Source organism: Pseudomonas sp. NPDC077649 (assembly GCF_044542855.1).
In the GTDB taxonomy this organism is placed as follows: Bacteria; Pseudomonadota; Gammaproteobacteria; order Pseudomonadales; family Pseudomonadaceae; genus Aquipseudomonas.
The window spans coordinates 133,318-151,108 of record NZ_JBITVF010000003.1 but is presented as its reverse complement, the minus strand read 5'-3'; the positions used below and the strand labels follow the sequence as shown (position 1 = coordinate 151,108).

Annotated in this window: 11 protein-coding genes; 5 read left to right on the top strand and 6 right to left on the bottom strand. The window is 68.1% G+C overall.

Features of this window, described 5'->3' with window-relative positions; all coding sequences use genetic code 11:
- Positions 1–195 precede the first annotated feature (195 nt).
- Complete coding sequence (locus ACIGFL_RS10945; RefSeq protein WP_122110242.1) at positions 196–1,515, top strand: Na+/H+ antiporter family protein; 1,320 nt, start codon at positions 196–198, stop codon at positions 1,513–1,515.
- Between the two features lie 124 nt (positions 1,516–1,639).
- Here ACIGFL_RS10945 and ACIGFL_RS10940 read toward each other — a convergent pair whose 3' ends face one another.
- A complete protein-coding gene (locus tag ACIGFL_RS10940; protein ID WP_397497195.1) occupies positions 1,640–2,542 on the bottom strand; it encodes a LysR substrate-binding domain-containing protein in 903 nt (300 codons plus the stop codon).
- A 117-nt stretch (positions 2,543–2,659) separates the two neighbouring features.
- Here ACIGFL_RS10940 and ACIGFL_RS10935 point away from each other — a divergent pair, with 117 nt between their 5' ends.
- Positions 2,660–3,268, top strand: coding sequence for an FMN-dependent NADH-azoreductase (locus ACIGFL_RS10935; RefSeq protein WP_122110243.1), 609 nt, complete (start codon positions 2,660–2,662; stop codon positions 3,266–3,268).
- Positions 3,269–3,332: 64 nt separating this feature from the next.
- Here ACIGFL_RS10935 and ACIGFL_RS10930 read toward each other — a convergent pair whose 3' ends face one another.
- The 5 genes from ACIGFL_RS10930 to acnB all read right to left on the bottom strand — a co-directional run bounded on the left by ACIGFL_RS10930 (position 3,333) and on the right by acnB (position 13,369).
- On the bottom strand, positions 3,333–4,919 hold the full coding sequence (locus tag ACIGFL_RS10930; RefSeq protein ID WP_021445232.1) for an ABC-F family ATPase: 1,587 nt from the start codon (positions 4,917–4,919) through the stop codon (positions 3,333–3,335).
- A gap of 483 nt (positions 4,920–5,402) precedes the next feature.
- Positions 5,403–8,483, bottom strand: a complete 3,081-nt coding sequence (locus ACIGFL_RS10925) for an error-prone DNA polymerase (protein WP_397497194.1) — start codon at positions 8,481–8,483, stop codon at positions 5,403–5,405.
- Entirely contained in the window at positions 8,480–9,901 is a 1,422-nt protein-coding gene (locus ACIGFL_RS10920; RefSeq protein WP_397497193.1) for a Y-family DNA polymerase, read from the bottom strand. Before ACIGFL_RS10920 ends, ACIGFL_RS10925 begins: the two co-directional genes overlap by 4 nt.
- Before the next feature lies 1 nt (position 9,902).
- On the bottom strand, positions 9,903–10,520 hold the full coding sequence (gene imuA / locus ACIGFL_RS10915) for a translesion DNA synthesis-associated protein ImuA (RefSeq protein WP_397497192.1): 618 nt from the start codon (positions 10,518–10,520) through the stop codon (positions 9,903–9,905).
- A 239-nt stretch (positions 10,521–10,759) separates the two neighbouring features.
- Positions 10,760–13,369, bottom strand: a complete 2,610-nt coding sequence (gene acnB, locus ACIGFL_RS10910) for a bifunctional aconitate hydratase 2/2-methylisocitrate dehydratase (protein WP_397497191.1) — start codon at positions 13,367–13,369, stop codon at positions 10,760–10,762.
- Positions 13,370–13,809: 440 nt separating this feature from the next.
- Between acnB and ACIGFL_RS10905 the strand changes: the two genes are divergently transcribed.
- From ACIGFL_RS10905 to ACIGFL_RS10895, 3 genes are all read left to right on the top strand, one after another.
- Positions 13,810–14,994, top strand: a complete 1,185-nt coding sequence (locus tag ACIGFL_RS10905) for an acetyl-CoA C-acyltransferase family protein (protein WP_397497190.1) — start codon at positions 13,810–13,812, stop codon at positions 14,992–14,994.
- A 6-nt stretch (positions 14,995–15,000) separates the two neighbouring features.
- On the top strand, positions 15,001–15,624 hold the full coding sequence (locus tag ACIGFL_RS10900; RefSeq protein WP_397497189.1) for a TetR/AcrR family transcriptional regulator: 624 nt from the start codon (positions 15,001–15,003) through the stop codon (positions 15,622–15,624).
- A 62-nt stretch (positions 15,625–15,686) separates the two neighbouring features.
- The gene (locus ACIGFL_RS10895; protein WP_397497188.1) at positions 15,687–17,465 is read left to right on the top strand and encodes an acyl-CoA dehydrogenase C-terminal domain-containing protein; all 1,779 of its coding nucleotides are present in this window, start codon (positions 15,687–15,689) and stop codon (positions 17,463–17,465) included.
- Positions 17,466–17,791 lie beyond the last annotated feature (326 nt).

The window sequence follows — 17,791 nt, the reverse complement described above, 5'->3', positions numbered from 1 at the left end:
TCTTCGATGGACTACGGCTGGTTATCGGTACGCCGGCGGCTTTCTTGATCGGCGCGCGTGCGGGATCGGGATTATGCACGTTTCGCTCGAAATTCTGAACGCCTGCGTTTTTGACAGCCGTGGCCGCATGCGGCAGAGTACGCGGCTTTTTTCGGCCCGGCGCCTGCGCCGGCATTTCTGTAGGTGGAGCGGTTTATGAACGCAGTAATAGCGGCGGTCGGCATCATGCTGATCCTCAGCCTGTGCCGGGTGCACGTGGTGGTGGCGCTGATCATCGGCGCGCTGGCCGGCGGCCTGCTCGGCGGCCTGGGCGTGGAGGGCACGCTGAGCGCCTTCAACCAGGGCCTCGGCGGCGGCGCCACGGTGGCGCTGTCCTATGCGCTGCTCGGCGCCTTCGCCGTGGCCATCGCCAAGTCCGGCCTGGCCCATGCCCTGGCGGACAAGGCGCTGGCGTTGGTCGGCCAGCAGGACGCGGCCGGTGGCGGCCTGCTCAAGTGGTTGCTGATCGCGTTGCTGCTGGCGGTGGCGATTTCCTCGCAGAACATCCTGCCGATCCATATCGCTTTCATCCCGCTGCTGGTGCCGCCGCTGCTCTATGTGCTGAGCAAGCTGCAGCTCGACCGCCGCCTGATCGCCTGCGTGCTGACCTTCGGCCTGATCACCCCCTACATGTTCCTGCCGGTGGGCTTCGGCGGCATCTTCCTCAACGACATCCTGCTGGCCAACGTGGCCAAGTCCGGGGTGGACGTCAGCGGCGTGAACATCACCCAGGCCATGGCCATTCCGGCGCTGGGCATGCTCTTCGGCCTGCTCGTGGCGGTGTTCTTCAGCTACCGCGGCAAGCGCGTCTACGACCTGGCGAAGATCGAGCAGGCCGAGCGCGTCGACGTGCAGTACAACCCGCTGAGCCTGCTGGTGGCCGGCGTGGCCATCGCCGCGGCGTTCGTCGTGCAGCTGTGGCTGGACTCGATGATCATCGGCGCCCTGGCCGGCTTCGTGATCTTCTCGGTGTCCGGTGTGGTGCGCTGGAAGGAGGCCGACGGGCTGTTCACCGAGGGCATGAAGATGATGGCGATGATCGGCTTCATCATGATCGCCGCCGCCGGTTTCGCCGAGGTGATGAAGGCCACCGGCGAGGTCAAGACCCTGGTCGACGGCGCCGCCGCGCTGATCGGCCACGACAAGGCGATCGGCGCGCTGCTGATGCTGCTGGTCGGCCTGCTGGTGACCATGGGCATCGGCTCGTCCTTCTCCACCATCCCGATCATCGCGGCGATCTTCGTGCCGCTGGGCGTGCAGCTGGGCTTCAGCCCGCTGGCCATCGTCTGCATCGTCGGCACCGCCGGCGCCCTCGGCGATGCCGGCTCGCCGGCCTCCGACTCGACCCTCGGCCCGACCGCCGGGCTCAACGTCGACGGTCAGCACAACCATATCTGGGACAGCGTGGTGCCCACCTTCCTGCATTACAACCTGCCGCTGCTGGCGTTCGGTTGGGCCGCCGCCATGCTGCTGTGACGAGTCCGCGCCGGCTCAAGTGTCCGGCGCCACGGAGCGCTTGATTCCTGCACGGGGCTGCCGGTACATCGGTAGCCCCGTTTTCGTTCGGGCCACCACCGCGGGCGTCGGTCGCCTATCTGAGTCAGAGCGGAAAGTCCCAGCGCTTGATCGCCTCGCTCAGGTGCTCGATCCAGGCGCGCACCGCGGGCGACAGGCCGCGCCGGTGGCTGTAGGCCAGCTGCACGTGGCCCTGGGGCACGCTCCAGGCCGGCAGTAGCGCCAGCAGACGACCGTCGGTCAGCTCTTCGTGGCAGAAGGTGGTGGGCAGCAGGGTGATGCCCAGGCCGGCCAGGGCTGCCTGCTTGCGAACGGCGAAGTCGTCGATGCCCAGCCTGGCTTCCAGCGCGACTTCGTGGGCCTCCTGCGTGGTGTTGTGGTGAAAGCGCAGGTGGATGCGCCGATCGGCGCCGAGGGCGCCGAGCGCCGGCAGGCGTTGCAGGTCTCTGGGGTGCTCGATGCGCGCGCCGCAGAGCAGATCGGGGCGCGCCACCACGTGGGCGCGTGCCGGCACCAGGCGGCGGGTGATCAGCCCCGGCTCCTCGTCGTCGAGATTGCGTACCCGCAGCGCCACGTCCACGGCTTCATTGAACAGGTCGACGCGGCGGCTGGTCTGCAGGATTTCCAGCTGCACCTTGGGGTAGCGGATGAGGAAGTCGTTGATCAGCCCGGGCAGCAGGGCCAGCCCGCTGGGGGTGGAAAAGCGCACTCGGCCGCGCGGTTCGCTGGTCAGGCTGGCCACCGTCTCCTCGGCCTGTTCGGCCTCCAGCAACATGGCCTGGCAGTGGCGCAGGTAACGTTCGCCGATATCGGTCAGCACCAGCTTGCGCGTGGTTCGTTGCAGCAAGCGGGCGCCCAGGCGGTTCTCCAGTTCGGCGATGCGCCGCGACAGACGCGACTTGGGAATGCCCAGGGCGCGGCCGGCCGCGGCGAAGCCACCGGCTTCCACCACCTTGGCGAAGTAGAACAGATCGTTGAGGTCTTGCATGGTCATCGTCCTATAGGTGGGACGAACTATCGCATTTTTCCGGTCTTATCGTGCATTGGCTCCATGAATAGCATCTCTGCCATCTCGTCGCGAACGCGCGCCCATTTGGAGAGCCCTATGAAACTGTTGCACCTCGATTCAAGCATCCTCGGTGAGTCCTCTGCCTCCCGCCAGCTCAGCCGAGCCGTGGTCGAGGCCTGGACGGCGGCGGTGCCTGGTACTCAGGTCAGCTACCGCGATCTGGCCAGCGACGCGCTCAGCCATCTGTCCGCCGCCAGCCTGGTGGCAGCCGGTACCCCGGCCGAGCTGCGTGACGCCGCCCAGCGCCACGAGACCGAACTGGCCGAGCGCACCCTGGAGGAGTTCCTCGCCGCCGACGCCATCGTCATCGGTGCGCCGATGTACAACTTCGCGATTCCGAGCCAGCTCAAGGCCTGGATCGACCGCGTCGCGATCGCCGGCAAGACCTTCAGCTACGGCGAGAACGGCCCGGTCGGGCTGGCGGGCGGCAAGACGGTGGTGATCGCCTCGAGCGCCGGCGGCATCCATGCCGGTCAACCCTCGGGCCAGGCACACGAGGACTACCTGGTGCGGGTGCTGAACTTCCTCGGTATCGATGACATCGAGATCGTCCGTGCCGAGGGCCTGGCCTATGGCGAGGAGCCGCGTGCCGCGGCGCTGAGCGGCGCCGCACAGCGGATCGCCGAGCTGTTCGCCACCGCCTGAGCGGCAGGCTGAAACGACAAAGCCCGCTTCGGCGGGCTTTGTCGTTGCTGCGTGGAGCGCTGGATCAGACGATCACGCCCTGGCTGCGCAGGTAGTCGTCGTAGGTGCCGCTGAAGTCGGTCACGCCGTTGTCCGACAGCTCGATGATGCGGGTGGCCAGGGAGCCGACGAACTCGCGGTCGTGGCTGACGAAGATCAGCGTGCCGGGGTAGTTCTCCAGCGCCAGGTTGAGCGCCTCGATCGATTCCATGTCGAGGTGGTTGGTCGGCTCGTCCATCACCAGCACGTTGGGCTTTTGCAGGATCAGCTTGCCGAACAGCATGCGGCCCTGTTCGCCGCCGGAGATGACCTTGACCGATTTGAGGATCTCGTCGTTGGAGAACAGCATGCGCCCCAGGGTGCCGCGAATGGTCTGCTCGCCGGTGGTCCACTGGCCCATCCAGTCGAACAGGCTGACGTCGTCTTCGAAGTCGTGGGCGTGATCCTGGGCGTAGTAGCCGACCTCGGCGCTCTCGGTCCACTTCACCGCGCCGGCATCCGGCGCCATTTCGCCGACCAGGGTGCGCAGCAGGGTGGTCTTGCCGATGCCGTTGGGGCCGATGATGGCGACGCGCTCGCCGGCTTCGACGGTGAAGCTGAAGTTCTTGAACAGCACCTTGTCGTCGAAGGCCTTGGAGACCTTCTCGATGGTCACGGCCTGGCGGTGCAGCTTCTTGTTCTGCTCGAAGCGGATGAACGGGCTGACCCGGCTGGACGGCTTGACCTCGGCCAGCTGGATCTTGTCGATCTGCTTGGCGCGCGAAGTGGCCTGCTTGGCCTTGGAGGCGTTGGCCGAGAAGCGGCTGACGAAGGTCTGCAGTTCGGCGATCTGCGCCTTCTTCTTGGCGTTGTCGGCCAAGAGCTGTTCGCGCGACTGGGTCGCGGCGGTCATGTACTCGTCGTAGTTGCCGGGGAACAGGCGCAGCTCGCCGTAATCCAGGTCGGCCATGTGGGTGCAGACCGAGTTGAGGAAGTGACGGTCGTGGGAAATGATGATCATGGTGCTGTTACGCGCCGTGAGGATGTTTTCCAGCCAGCGGATGGTGTTGATATCCAGGTGGTTGGTCGGCTCGTCGAGCAGCAGCACGTCCGGATCGGAGAACAGCGCCTGGGCCAGCAGCACGCGCAGCTTCCAGCCCGGCGCCACTTCGCTCATCGGGCCGAAGTGCTGCTCCAGCGGAATCCCCAGGCCCAGCAGCAGTTCGCCGGCGCGGGATTCGGCGGTGTAGCCGTCCATCTCGGCGAACTCGCCCTCCAGCTCGCCGACCTTCATGCCGTCTTCTTCGCTCATTTCCGCCAGCGAGTAGATACGGTCGCGCTCGGCCTTGACCTTCCACAGCTCCTCGTGACCCATGATCACAGTGTCGATCACGTTGAATTCTTCGTAGGCGAACTGGTCCTGGCGCAGTTTGCCCAGGCGCACGTTGGGTTCGAGCATCACCTGGCCGCCGGACGGCTCCAGATCGCCGCCGAGGATCTTCATGAAGGTCGACTTGCCGCAGCCGTTGGCGCCGATCAGGCCGTAGCGGTTGCCGTTGCCGAACTTGACGGAAACGTTCTCGAACAGCGGCTTGGCGCCGAACTGCATGGTGATATTAGCGGTGGAGATCAATTGCTTGTCCTGCGGGGCTGCGGTGGTTAATCGCCTTTCCCGGTTCCTGCACCCGCGCCTGCCACGTCGCTTGTGGCAGGCAGCTGGGCGAACTCGTTCCTGTTGAAGGCCGAGTTCAGCCGCTGGGTATAGGTCGAGGAACATCCACACGCGGTGCCCCGGGCCGGCTTGCGCTGAAGCCATGGGGGCCGGCCTGTCGTCAGGCATGTGTTGGCGTGGTCTGTCGGGCGTCGTATCGCCGGCGCTTGGGGATGCCCTGGGCAGCCAGCGCGGCGTGAAGCGCGCAATGGTACCACTTGGCGGCATGATCCACAGCCCGCGCTTGCGCCACGGCAAGACGAAAGGGCGTTCGGCGGATGGCGATGCCGGGGCGAGCTTGCTCAGCTTGGCGATGCGCGGCGTCATCCTGTCGGGCGGGCTTTGTCGGCAGTGCGCGTTCTCGGGCGTCAGGTCGGGATTGGCTTTCTCCCGGCTGTCGACACCCTAGTGGAAATCCCGGCTCTTCACGTCGAGCCCGGTCAGCAGCGGGCTCAGGTCGACCAGGCGCCCGGCGATGACGTGGCGCACGCCGTCGGCGCTTTCCAGGTGGCCGTCGATGCGCAGCAGCCGCGCCTGCAGCAGCACCCGGCGCTGGCGCTCGGCCAGGTCATGCCAGACCACCACGTTGACCATGCCGAACTCGTCTTCCAGGGTGACGAAGATCACCCCGCTGGCGGTTTGCGGGCGCTGGCGGCCGATCACCAGGCCGGCGACGCTGACCGGGCGGCCGTGTTCGACCGCGCCCAGCTCACGCGAGCTACGGCAGCGCCTGGCCCTCAGCCGTTCGCGCAGCAGCGCCAGCGGGTGCGGTCCGAGGGTGGTGCCGAAGGTGGCGTAATCCGTCAGCAGGTCTTCGCCGACCGTGGGTTGCGGCAGCGCCACGGGTTCCTCGCGGCTCGGATGGCCGGCGAACAGCGGCAGCTGCGGCTCCACCCCGGCCACCGCCCAGCGGGCGCGGTAACGGTCGCCGGCCAAACCGCGCAGGGCGCCGGCATCGGCCAGGCACTCGCGGGCGCGGGCATCCAGTGCGGTGCGTCGGCACAGGTCGTCCACATCGGTGAAGGGCGCCGCCTGCCGCGCCGCCTCGATGCGTTTGGCAGCCTCCTCGCGAAAGCCGCGCAGCAGGCGCAGCCCCAGGCGGATCGCCGGCTGCTCGCCGCCGCTTGGCTCCAGGCTGCAGTCCCAGGCGCTGTGGCGCACGTCCGCCGGGCGCACCTCGATGCCGTGGCGGCGAGCGTCCTGCAGCACCTGGTCGGGGCTGTAGAAGCCCATCGGCCAGCTGTTGACCAGGGCGCAGGCGTAGGCGGCCGGCTCGTGGCATTTCAGCCAGCAGCTGGCGTAGGTGAGCAGGGCGAAGCTGGCGGCGTGGGATTCGGGGAAGCCGTAGCTGCCGAAGCCCTCGATCTGGCGGAAGATGCGCGCGGTGAATTCCGCCGTGTAGCCTTTTTCCAGCATGCGCGAGGTCAGCCGCTGGCGATGCGGCTCCAGCCCACCGTGGCGCTTCCAGGCGGCCATCGAGCGGCGCAGCTCGTCGGCCTCGCCGGGGCTGTAGTCGGCGGCGACCATGGCCAGCTCCATCACCTGCTCCTGAAACAGCGGCACGCCGAGGGTGCGTGCGAACACCGGAATCAGCTCTTTGGATGGGTACTCCACCGGTTCTTCTTTATTACGCCGGCGCAGATAGGGATGGACCATGTCGCCCTGGATCGGCCCGGGACGGACGATGGCGACCTGGATCACCAGGTCGTAAAACTTTTGCGGGCGCAGGCGCGGCAGCATGGCCATCTGCGCGCGCGACTCGATCTGGAACACGCCAACGGTGTCGGCGCGGCTGATCATGGCGTAGGTCGCCGCATCCTCCTGCGGCAGGCCGGCCAGGGTCCAGCGCGTGCCGCGGTAGCGCTCGATCAGGGCGAAGCAGCGACGCAGTGCGCTGAGCATGCCGAGGGCGAGGATATCGACCTTGAGCAGGCCGACCAGGTCGAGGTCGTCCTTGTCCCACTGGATCACGGTGCGCTCGGCCATGCTGGCGTTCTCCACCGGCACCAGGGTCTGCAGCGGGTGTTCGGAGATGACGAAGCCGCCCGGGTGCTGCGACAGGTGACGGGGAAAGCCGATCAGCTCGCCGGCCAGGGTGAGGATGCGGTGCAGCGACTGGCTGTCCGGGTCGAAGCCGGCCTCGCGCAGGCGCTCGGCGTCCGGCATGCGGTCGCTCCAGCGCCCGCAGCAGTCGGCCAGGGCGCCGACCTGATCGGGCGGCAGGCCGAGCGCCTTGGCCACGTCGCGCAGCGCGCCAGCGCCGTGATAGGTGCTGGCCACCGCGGTCAGCGCCGCGCGCTGGCGGCCATAGCGGCGAAACACGTACTGGATGACTTCCTCGCGGCGTTCGTGCTCGAAGTCGACGTCGATATCCGGCGGCTCGTTGCGCTCGCGCGAGAGAAAGCGTTCGAACAGCAGCCGGCTGCCCGAGTTGTCCGGATTCAGTTCGGTGATGCCGAGGGCGAAGCACACGGTCGAGTTGGCCGCCGAGCCACGGCCCTGGCAGAGGATGTGCTGCTCGCGGGCCCAGCGGACGATGTCGTGCACGGTAAGAAAATAGCTCTCGTATTTCAGCTCAGTGATCAGCTGCAGCTCGTGCTCGACCTGCGTCCGCACCTTGGCGCTGGCGCCATCCGGCCAGCGCCAGCGCAGGCCTTGTTCGACCCGATGACGCAGCCAGGAGGAGGCATTGTGGCCGGCCGGCACCAGCTCGTGCGGGTACTGATATTGCAGCTGGCCGAGTTCGAAGCGGCAGCGCTCGGCCACCCGTAGCGTCTCGTCGAGCAACGCCTGCGGATACAGCTCGGCCAGCTCCTCGCGGCGGCGCAGGTGGCGCTCGCCGTTGGGAAACAGCCAGGCGCCGGCTTCGGCCACCGGCAGGTGCTGGCGGATGGCGCTCATGCAGTCCTGCAGGGCGCGGCGGCCGCGGGCGTGCATATGCACGTCGCCGCAGGCCAGGGCGGGAATCTGCAGGCGCGCGGCCAGGGCCTGCAACTGGCGCAGGCGGGCGGCATCGTCGGCGCCGCGGTGCAGTTCGATGCCCAGCCACAGGCGGTCGGCAAAACGCTGGCGCAACCAGATGCCCTCGTTCTCGCTGGCCTGCGGTGTGGCCAGCCAGATCGCCAGCAGGCCGGCCAGCGGCGCGTCGAAGTCCTCGCGCAGCAGGCGGTAGCGCCCCTTCTCGGCGCGGCGCCGGGCGACGGTGATCAGCCGGCACAGCGCCTGGTAGCCGGCCAGGTCCTCGGCCAGCAGCACCAGCTTGGGACCATCTTCGATGGGCATCTCGCTGCCGACGATCAGCGCCAGGTCGCTCTCCTTGGCCGCCTGCCAGGCGCGCACGATGCCGGCGAGCGTGCATTCGTCGGTGATCGCCAAGGCCCGGTAGCCGAGGCGCGCGGCGCGCTCGAACAGCTCGCGGGCGCTGGAGGCTCCACGTTGAAAGCTGAAATTGGACAGGCAGTGCAGCTCGGCGTAGTCGGGCGTCATGCGAACCAGCCGTGCAGCTGCAGCGGTCCTCCGCCGCCGACCGGGCGAAAGGCCCAGGCGCGCTGGCCGCTGCGGGTTTGCACCAGGTAATAGTCGCGGCGCAGGTCGCCGCCGTCCCACCAGCCGGATTCGATGCGCTCGGGGCCGGCGAGGATCAGCAGGCCGGCCTCGGCCAGCGGCTGAGGTTCGCCCAGCAGCCAGCCGGGACGCGGCCCGACGCTGGGCAGCGATGGCGTATGCCGGTCGCTCTCGGCCTGCCAGCTCAGCTCCGGGCGGTGATCGGCGCGGGCGCCGAGGCCCTGCACCGCCTCGTCGCCGAGGCGGGCGCGCAGGCGTTCGCGCAGTTGCTCCCAGGGCAGCGACTGCTGCGGTCGCTCGTCGAACAGCTGGCGGTGCTGCGGGGCGAAGGCGGGCAACTCGCGGGCCTCCAGGCGCAGCGCCAGTACCGGCGCCGGCAGTTGCAGCTGCTCCAGGCGGCCGCGGGTCAGCTCCAGCAGCATGGCCGGATCGCGCTCGGCGCTGAGCAGGCCCACCACCAGCTGACTGGCCGGGCGATTGCGGTGCTCTAGATGCAGAGTGAAGCGCTGCACGCCGCTGTCGCGTCCGGCCAGGTAGGCGGCCAGATCGGCGGTCAGGCGGCGCAGCGGAAACAGCAGCGCCTGGTGCGACTCGACCTCGAAGTTGAGCTCGATGCGCGCATCGAAGCGATCCGGCGGGCGGTAGAACTCCAGGGCCAGCGCCCGTTCGCCGAGCAGGCTGTCGAGGTGGCGCAGCAGCTCGGCCGGAAAGCGCCGCGCCAGGCCGTCACGTGGCAGGGCGAGCAACTGCTGCAGGCTGCGCAGGCCCATGCGGGCGAGGGCGGAGGCGGTCTCGCGGGACAGGCCGATGCGCTCCACCGGCAGGCGTTCGAGCGCGGCGCGCAGCTCGGCCGCGTCGCCGATCGCCAGGCCGTCGTGGACGTTGGCCAGCATGCGCGCGGCGACCGGGTTGGGCGCCAGGGTGATGCGCTGCTGGAAACCCAGCTCGCCCAGTTCGCGGCGCAGGCGCGCCTCGAAGCGCGGCCAGGGGCCGAACAGCCCGAGGCTGGAGCCCACCTCCAGCAGCAGACAGCGCGGGTAGTGCAGGCTGACCTGGGCGCTGAAACCATAGGCCCAGGCGGCGAGGAACTGCTGCCAGCGCTCGATGGCGGCGAGGTCGTAGTCGGCGCTGGCGAAGCCGCGGGTCAGCGCCTGGGCCGCGCTGAGCAGCTGCCCGGGCTTGAGGCCCAGCGCGCGCGCCGCCGGGTTGACCGCCTGCAGCACGCGCCGCTGTGGCGGGCCGCCGAGCAGCACCAGCGGCTCGGTCGGTTCGGCACGCTGGCGCATGACGCCATCGAGCGCCAGCTGCGGCAGCAGGATGCAGGCCCAGAGCGGGTTCATTTCAGGACCAGCCCGCGGTCGGCAGCGGCTGTGCCGGCGCCAGGCCGCCGCGGCACTTGAGTACGCGCAGCTGCGCCGGCCGGGCCTCGATGGCCAGGCGCAGGGCCGCCGGTGACGGGTTGATCGCCTCGCCCAGCGGGCGGTAAGCGAAGGCCAGGGTCTGCCCGGTCTCGGCCGCCACCTGCAGGCGGCGCAGGGCGCGATCCTCGGCCTGCTGCGGCCAGCACAGCACCGCGCCGCAACTGCCCGAGCGCAGGCATTGCTCGGCCGCCCACAGCGCGTCGCGCCCCTGGGCATGGACGATGCTCAGCTGGCGCAGATCGACCTGCGCCGCCAGCCAGGCCTGGGGGTAGGGCAGATGGGGCGGGGCGACCAGCACCACGCGCTCGCCGGCCTGGGTCAGACGCGCCAGGGTTGGCCACAGCAGGCGCAGTTCGCCGATACCGGGGGCGGCCACCAGCAGCTCGCTCAGCGCCGCCTCGGGCCAGCCGCCGCCGGGCAGCAGGGCGTCCAGCGCGGCATGGCCGGTCGTTTGGCCGCTGGGCGTGCGGGCAACGTCCTGGGCGCGCCAGAGGCGGCGGCTGTCGAAGAGGTGCTCGAGGGCGACCACGGAAGGCATGGCGTTGAAATCGTCCGAATACTGTTTATATGTACAGTATTTGGTTTGCCCGGCACCCGGTCAAGCCGCCGGCCGTCGGTGGGCCCCTCGGGTACGCCGGCCATGAGCAGTGAAATCCAGGAGAGATCTTGCCGCGCTAGATTGCAGGCTCAGTGGTTGGCGGCGCGCCGTATGGCGCGCGATATGCCACCCAATAAACAAGCCCCGCACGGGGCGGGGCTTGTTCTACAGCGCTGGGATCAGGCCGGCACGAGCGGGATCTTGGCGTTGGCCGCCGCTTCGCGGAAGTCGGCGATCTGGTCGAAGCTCAGGTAGCGGTAGATGTCGCCATCCATGCTATCGATATCCTTCGCATAGACCATGTACTCCTCGACGGTCGGCAGCTTGCCGATGATCGAGGCAACCGCGGCCAGTTCGGCGGAGGCCAGGTAGACGTTGGTGGCGTCGCCCAGGCGATTGGGGAAGTTGCGGGTGGAGGTGGAGACCACGGTGGAGCCGGTCTGCACGCGCGCCTGGTTGCCCATGCACAGCGAGCACCCCGGCATCTCCATGCGTGCACCGGCCTTGCCGTAGATGCCGTAGTAGCCTTCTTCGGTCAGCTGGTGGGCGTCCATCTTGGTCGGCGGGGCCAGCCACAGACGGGTCGGGATACCGCCCTTGACCTTGTCCAGCAGCTTGCCGGCAGCGCGGAAGTGACCGATGTTGGTCATGCACGAACCGATGAACACTTCGTCGATCTTGTCGCCGGCCACGGTGGACAGCAGGCGGGCGTCGTCCGGGTCGTTCGGTGCACAGAGCACCGGCTCGGTCACTTCGGCCAGGTCGATCTCGATGATCTCGGCGTATTCGGCGTCGGCATCGGCGGCCAGCAGCTGCGGCTTGGCCAGCCAGGCTTCCATGGCCTGGGCACGACGCTCCAGGGTGCGGGCATCGCCGTAGCCTTCGCTGATCATCCAGCGCAGCAGGGTGATGTTGGACTGCAGGTATTCGGCGATGGCCGCTTCCGGCAGTTTGATGGTGCAACCGGCAGCCGAACGCTCGGCGGAGGCATCGGACAGCTCGAACGCCTGCTCGACGGTCAGGTTGTCCAGGCCTTCGATCTCGAGGATACGGCCGGAGAAGATGTTCTTCTTGCCCTTCTTCTCGACGGTCAGCAGGCCTTTCTGGATGGCGTAGTAGGGGATGGCGTGGACCAGGTCACGCAGGGTGATACCGGGTTGCATCTTGCCCTTGAAGCGCACCAGCACGGATTCCGGCATGTCCAGCGGCATGACGCCGGTGGCGGCAGCGAAGGCGACCAGGCCGGAACCGGCCGGGAAGCTGATGCCGATCGGGAAGCGGGTGTGCGAGTCGCCGCCGGTGCCGACGGTGTCCGGCAGCAGCATGCGGTTCAGCCAGCTGTGGATGATGCCGTCGCCTACCTTGAGCGAGACGCCGCCGCGATTGCGCATAAAGTCCGGCAGGCTGTGGTGGGTGGTGACGTCCACCGGCTTGGGATAGGCCGCGGTGTGGCAGAAGGACTGCATCACCAGGTCGGCGGAGAAGCCCAGGCACGCCAGGTCTTTCAGCTCGTCGCGGGTCATCGGGCCGGTGGTGTCCTGGGAGCCGACGGTGGTCATCTTCGGTTCGCAGTAGGTGCCCGGACGCACGCCTTTACCTTCCGGCAGACCGCAGGCGCGGCCGACCATCTTCTGCGCCAGGGTGAAGCCCTTGCCGCTGTCGGCCGGCGCTTGCGGCTTGTTGAACAGGTTGGAGGGGGCCAGGCCCAGTTCGGCACGCGCCTTCTCGGTCAGGCCACGGCCGACGATCAGCGGGATACGGCCGCCAGCGCGGACTTCATCGAGCAGCACCGGAGTCTTCAGTTCGAAGGTGGTGATGACGTCGTCGGTGCCGTGCTTGCAGACCTTGCCGGCGTAGGGGTAGAGGTCGATCACATCGCCCATATCGAGGGCGGCCACGTCGAATTCGATTGGCAGGGCGCCGGCGTCTTCCATGGTGTTGTAGAAGATCGGGGCGATCTTGTTGCCAAAGCAGAAGCCGCCGGCGCGCTTGTTCGGAATATGGGGAATGTCGTCGCCGAAGAACCACTGCACCGAGTTGGTGGCGGATTTGCGCGAGGAGCCGGTGCCGACCACGTCGCCGACATAGGCCACCGGGTAACCCTTGGCCTTGACCGCCTCGATCTGTGCCAGCGGGCCGACCGCGCCGGGCTGCTGCGGCACGATGCCGTCGCGAGCCATCTTCAGCATGGCCAGGGCGTGCAGCGGGATGTCCGGGCGCGACCAGGCGTCCGGAGCCGGCGACAGGTCGTCGGTGTTGGTTTCGCCGGGCACCTTGAACACGCTCAGGGTGATCTTCTCGGCCAGCGCCGGGCGGGCGGTGAACCATTCGCCATCGGCCCAGGACTGCAGCACGGCCTTGGCCGCGGCATTGCCGGCCTTGGCCTTCTCGGCGACGTCGTGGAAGGCGTCGAACATCAGCAGGGTGTGCTTGAGTTGCTCGGCGGCAACGGCGCCCAGGGTGGCGTCGTCCAGCAGCTCGACCATGGTGGCGATGTTGTAGCCGCCCTGCATGGTACCCAGCAGCTCGACGGCGCGTTGCTTGCTGATCAGCGGGGAAGTGGCTTCGCCCTTGGCCACGGCAGAGAGGAAACCGGCCTTGACGTAGGCGGCTTCGTCCACGCCGGCGGGGACGCGGTGGCTGATCAGATCGAGCAGGAAGGCGGCTTCGCCGGCTGGCGGGTTCTTCAGCAGTTCGACCAGGGCGGCGGTCTGTTCGGCATTCAGCGCCAGGGGCGGCAGGCCCTGCTCGGCACGTTCGGCGACATGGTGGCGGTAGGTTTCAAGCACGGTGTGATTCCTCGGGACAGAAGGCCGATCTGACAGGGCCTGGACTGGGTAGCCGGGTGCTGGCGGGGCTTGCCCGATCGCAGCGGTGTTATGAGCGTCATTTCTTTGTGGCGAACAGCGCGTCGAGCTTGTGCTCGAAGGCGTGGTAGCCGATGCGGCGCGGTCCGCCACCTTTCCTCGCAGGCGGCGATCGCTTTGCTGGGTGATGACTTAGTGTCGACAATATTTATTAATATGCACGAAAACTACCCATTTAAATGGGTCTGGTCAATTGCGTGGCATGATAGTGTCGACAGTCTTTCGGGTTTGTCATGGAATGACTGCAGATTGTCATCAAATGAAAAGACGCCTCGCGGCGTTGCCCCTAGATTGGCGCATGCGGCGGCGTCACCCTCGGGTGGACGCCGCTGCAACCGATACCCCTTGCAACGGAGCCCGCCATGTCTACCCCTGAAGTCTTCATCGTCAGCGCTGCACGAACCGCCATCGGCTCCTTCGGCGGCTCGCTCAAGGATGTCGCGCTGTCGCAACTGGCCACCACGGCCGTCGGCGCGGCCCTGCAGCGCGCCGGTTGCGCACCGGAGCGGGTCGGGCATGTGGTGCTGGGCAATGTGATTGCCAGCGAACCGGGCGATGCCTACCTGGCCCGAGTGGCGGCGCTCAATGCCGGCCTGTCCAAGGAAACCCCGGCCTTCAACGTCAACCGTCTCTGCGGTTCCGGCCTGCAGGCGGTGATTTCGGCGGCGCAGAGCCTGCTGCTGGGGGACACCGAGGTGGCCATCGCCGGCGGCGCCGAGTCGATGAGCCGCGGGCCCTACCTGATGTCCGCCGCGCGCTGGGGCGCGCGCCTGGGCGACATGCAGGCGCAGGACTATATGCTCGGCGTGCTGCACGACCCCTTCCAGCGCATCCATATGGGCATCACCGCCGAGAACGTGGCCGAGCGCCATGGCATCAGCCGCGAGGCGCAGGATGAGCTGGCCCTGGAGAGCCAGCGCCGCGCCGCCCGCGCCATCGCCGAAGGGCGCTTCGCCAGCCAGATCGTGCCGGTGGAGCTGAAGAGCCGCAAAGGCGTGCAGCTGTTCGAGGTCGACGAGCATGTGCGCGGCGATGTCTCCCTGGAGCAGCTGGCGGCGATGAAGACCGCCTTCAAGCAGGGCGGCACGGTGACCGCCGGCAACGCTTCGGGCCTCAACGACGGCGCCGCGGCGCTGCTGCTGGCCAGCGGCGCGGCGGTGAAGAGCGACAATCTGCGCCCGCTGGCGCGCCTGGTCAGCTATGCCCACGCCGGCGTCGAGCCCGAGCTGATGGGGCTCGGGCCGATTCCGGCAACGCGCCTGGCGCTGCGGCGCGCCGGCCTGACGGTGGCCGACCTGGATGTGATCGAGTCCAACGAGGCGTTCGCCGCCCAGGCCTGCGCCGTGGCCCGTGAGCTGGACTTCGACCCGGCGCGGGTCAACCCCAATGGCTCGGGCATTTCCCTCGGCCATCCGATCGGCGCCACCGGCGCGATCATCGTCACCAAGGCCATCCACGAACTGCATCGGGTCGGCGGCCGCTATGCCCTGGCGACCATGTGCATCGGCGGCGGTCAGGGTATCGCCGCGATCTTCGAGCGCGTGTGAGCCGCCATGGCCGGTGCGTGCGCTGAAACCAGGCTCGAGACCCTGCGCGGCAAGGCGCTGGCGCTGTTCGCCGAGCGCGGCTTCGCCCAGGTCGGCATGCGCGAGCTGGCCCTGCACCTGGGCATGGCCGCGGGCTCGCTCTATCACCATTTCGAGAGCAAGGAACAGCTGCTGTTCGAGCTGATCGAGGAGCTCTACGAGGAACTGCTGGGCGCGCCGCGTCGTGTTGCCAGGGGCAGTGCCCGGGAGCGCCTGGAGCAGCTGCTGCAACGCCATATCGCCTTGCACGAACGGCGCCCGGCCCAGTTTCAGCTGGCCGAGCAGGAGTTGCGCTGCCTGACGCCGGCCCATCGCCGGCGTATCCAGGGGCTGCGCGAAGCCTACGAAGAGCGCCTGGCGCACCTGCTGCTGGAGGCCGGAGCGGGCGGGGCGCCGGCTCGCCTGCGGTTCGGCGTACAGGCGCTGGTCACCTGGCTCAACAACCTGCCGCCGGCGTGCCCGGACCTGACCGCGCAGCAGCGCCAGGACGCCGTCGGCGCGCTGCTACTGGCGGCCCTGGACAGCCTGCTCGAGCCAGCGCCGCGCGAGCGCTCACTGCCGCTGGCCTGGCCGGCGCTTGGCGCCGGCTGATCCGGCCGGCACTTCATCCATCACGGCATCGTGCATGCCCGCATCATCCGAGAGATTGCAATATGGCCGATTACCAAGCCCCCCTGCGCGACATGCGCTTCGTGCTCAATGAAGTTTTCGAAGTCTCCAAGCTCTGGGCCGAGCTGCCGGCCCTGGCCGAGGTGGTCGATGCCGAGACCGCCAGCGCCATCCTCGAAGAAGCCGGCAAGGTCACCGCCGGCAGCATCGCCCCGCTGAACCGCAGCGGCGACGAGGAAGGCTGCAGCTGGGAAGGCGGCGCGGTGAAGACCCCGGCCGGTTTCCCCGAGGCCTACCAGACCTACGCCGAGGGTGGCTGGGTCGGCGTTGGCGGCTCGCCGGAGTTCGGCGGCATGGGCATGCCCAAGGTGATCGGCGCCCAGGTCGAGGAAATGGTCAACTCGGCCAACCTGTCCTTCGGCCTGTACCCGATGCTCACCGCCGGCGCCTGCCTGTCGATCCTCAACCACGCCAGTGAAGCGCTCAAGGCGCAGTACCTGCCGAACATGTACGCCGGCGTCTGGGCCGGTTCCATGTGCCTGACCGAGCCGCACGCCGGTACCGACCTCGGCATCATCCGCACCAAGGCCGAACCCCAGGCCGACGGTAGCTACAAGATTTCCGGTACCAAGATCTTCATCACTGGTGGCGAGCACGACCTGACCGAGAACATCATCCACCTGGTGCTGGCCAAGCTGCCGGACGCACCGGCCGGGCCGAAGGGCATCTCGCTGTTCCTGGTGCCCAAGTTCATGGTCAACGCCGACGGTTCGCTGGGCGAGAAGAACGCCCTGGGCTGCGGCTCGATCGAACACAAGATGGGCATCAAGGCCTCGGCCACCTGCGTGATGAACTTCGACGGCGCCACCGGCTACCTGGTCGGCGAAGTGAACAAGGGCCTGGCGGCCATGTTCACCATGATGAACTACGAGCGCCTGGGCGTCGGCATCCAGGGCCTGGCCCTGGGCGAGCGCAGCTACCAGAGCGCCATCGAATACGCCCGCGAGCGCATCCAGAGCCGCGCGCCGACCGGCCCGGTGGCCAAGGACAAAGCTGCTGACCCGATCATCGTGCACCCGGACGTGCGCCGCATGCTGCTGACCATGAAGGCGCTGAACGAGGGCGGTCGCGCCTTCTCCAGCTACGTCGCCATGCAGCTCGACACCGCCAAGTACAGCGAGGACAAGGACACCGCCAAGCGTGCCGAGGAACTGGTGGCGCTGCTGACCCCGGTGGCCAAGGCCTTCCTCACCGACATGGCGCTGGAAACCACGGTGCACGGCCAGCAGATCTTCGGCGGCCACGGCTTCATCCGCGAGTGGGGCCAGGAGCAGCTGGTGCGCGACTGCCGCATCACCCAGATCTACGAAGGCACCAACGGCATCCAGTCGCTGGACCTGATGGGGCGCAAGATAGTCGGCAGCGGCGGCAGCTACTACAAGCACCTGGCCGACGAGATCAAGGCCTTCATCGCTTCGGCCGATGCCAATCTCGACGAGTTCACCAAGCCGCTGGCAGCTGCCGTGCAGAACCTGGATGAGCTGACCGCCTGGGTGCTGGACCGCGCCAAGGGCAACCCCAACGAGATCGGCGCGGCGTCGGTGGAGTACCTGCAGGTGTTCGGCTACACCGCCTATGCCTACATGTGGGCACTGATGGCGCGTGCCGCACTGGGCAAGGAAGGGCAGGACGAGTTCTACGCCAGCAAGCTGGGCACCGCGCGCTTCTACTTCGCCCGCCTGCTGCCGCGCATCCACTCGCTGAGCGCCTCGGTCAAGGCCGGTAGCGAGAGCTTGTACCTGCTCGACGCCGCGCAGTTCTAAGCGCCTCCGGCAACACCCGCAAGCCCCGGCCCCAGTGCCGGGGCTTTTGCGTTTGGGCCCCTGGTACGCGCGGCGCACCTACGCGGGGCGTTGGTAGGGTGGATGGCGCTTCATCCATCCACCAGGGCGTGATCGCATCGTTGTGGTGGATGAAAAGAGCGTCATCCCCCCTACGAACTGCGCATGTCCGCTAGCGAGCAGCGCTGTCAGCAAATGTAAAGCGCATGACGTGGTAGGCGAAGCGGTAGCGGGCGGGGCTCTCTACTGTAGGCCCGAGAGGGGGCGCCGCCGCGTGCGCGAGAGCCCATGAGGCGCACCCCTGCCTG

Coding starts and splice junctions, on each gene's coding strand:
- ACIGFL_RS10895 (WP_397497188.1), top strand. CDS start 15,687: ATGGCCGATTACCAAGCCCCCCTGCGCGACATGCGCTTCGTGCTCAAT.
- ACIGFL_RS10900 (WP_397497189.1), top strand. CDS start 15,001: ATGGCCGGTGCGTGCGCTGAAACCAGGCTCGAGACCCTGCGCGGCAAG.
- imuA (WP_397497192.1), bottom strand. CDS start 10,520: ATGCCTTCCGTGGTCGCCCTCGAGCACCTCTTCGACAGCCGCCGCCTC.
- ACIGFL_RS10905 (WP_397497190.1), top strand. CDS start 13,810: ATGTCTACCCCTGAAGTCTTCATCGTCAGCGCTGCACGAACCGCCATC.
- ACIGFL_RS10940 (WP_397497195.1), bottom strand. CDS start 2,542: ATGCAAGACCTCAACGATCTGTTCTACTTCGCCAAGGTGGTGGAAGCC.
- ACIGFL_RS10945 (WP_122110242.1), top strand. CDS start 196: ATGAACGCAGTAATAGCGGCGGTCGGCATCATGCTGATCCTCAGCCTG.
- ACIGFL_RS10935 (WP_122110243.1), top strand. CDS start 2,660: ATGAAACTGTTGCACCTCGATTCAAGCATCCTCGGTGAGTCCTCTGCC.
- ACIGFL_RS10920 (WP_397497193.1), bottom strand. CDS start 9,901: ATGAACCCGCTCTGGGCCTGCATCCTGCTGCCGCAGCTGGCGCTCGAT.
- ACIGFL_RS10925 (WP_397497194.1), bottom strand. CDS start 8,483: ATGACGCCCGACTACGCCGAGCTGCACTGCCTGTCCAATTTCAGCTTT.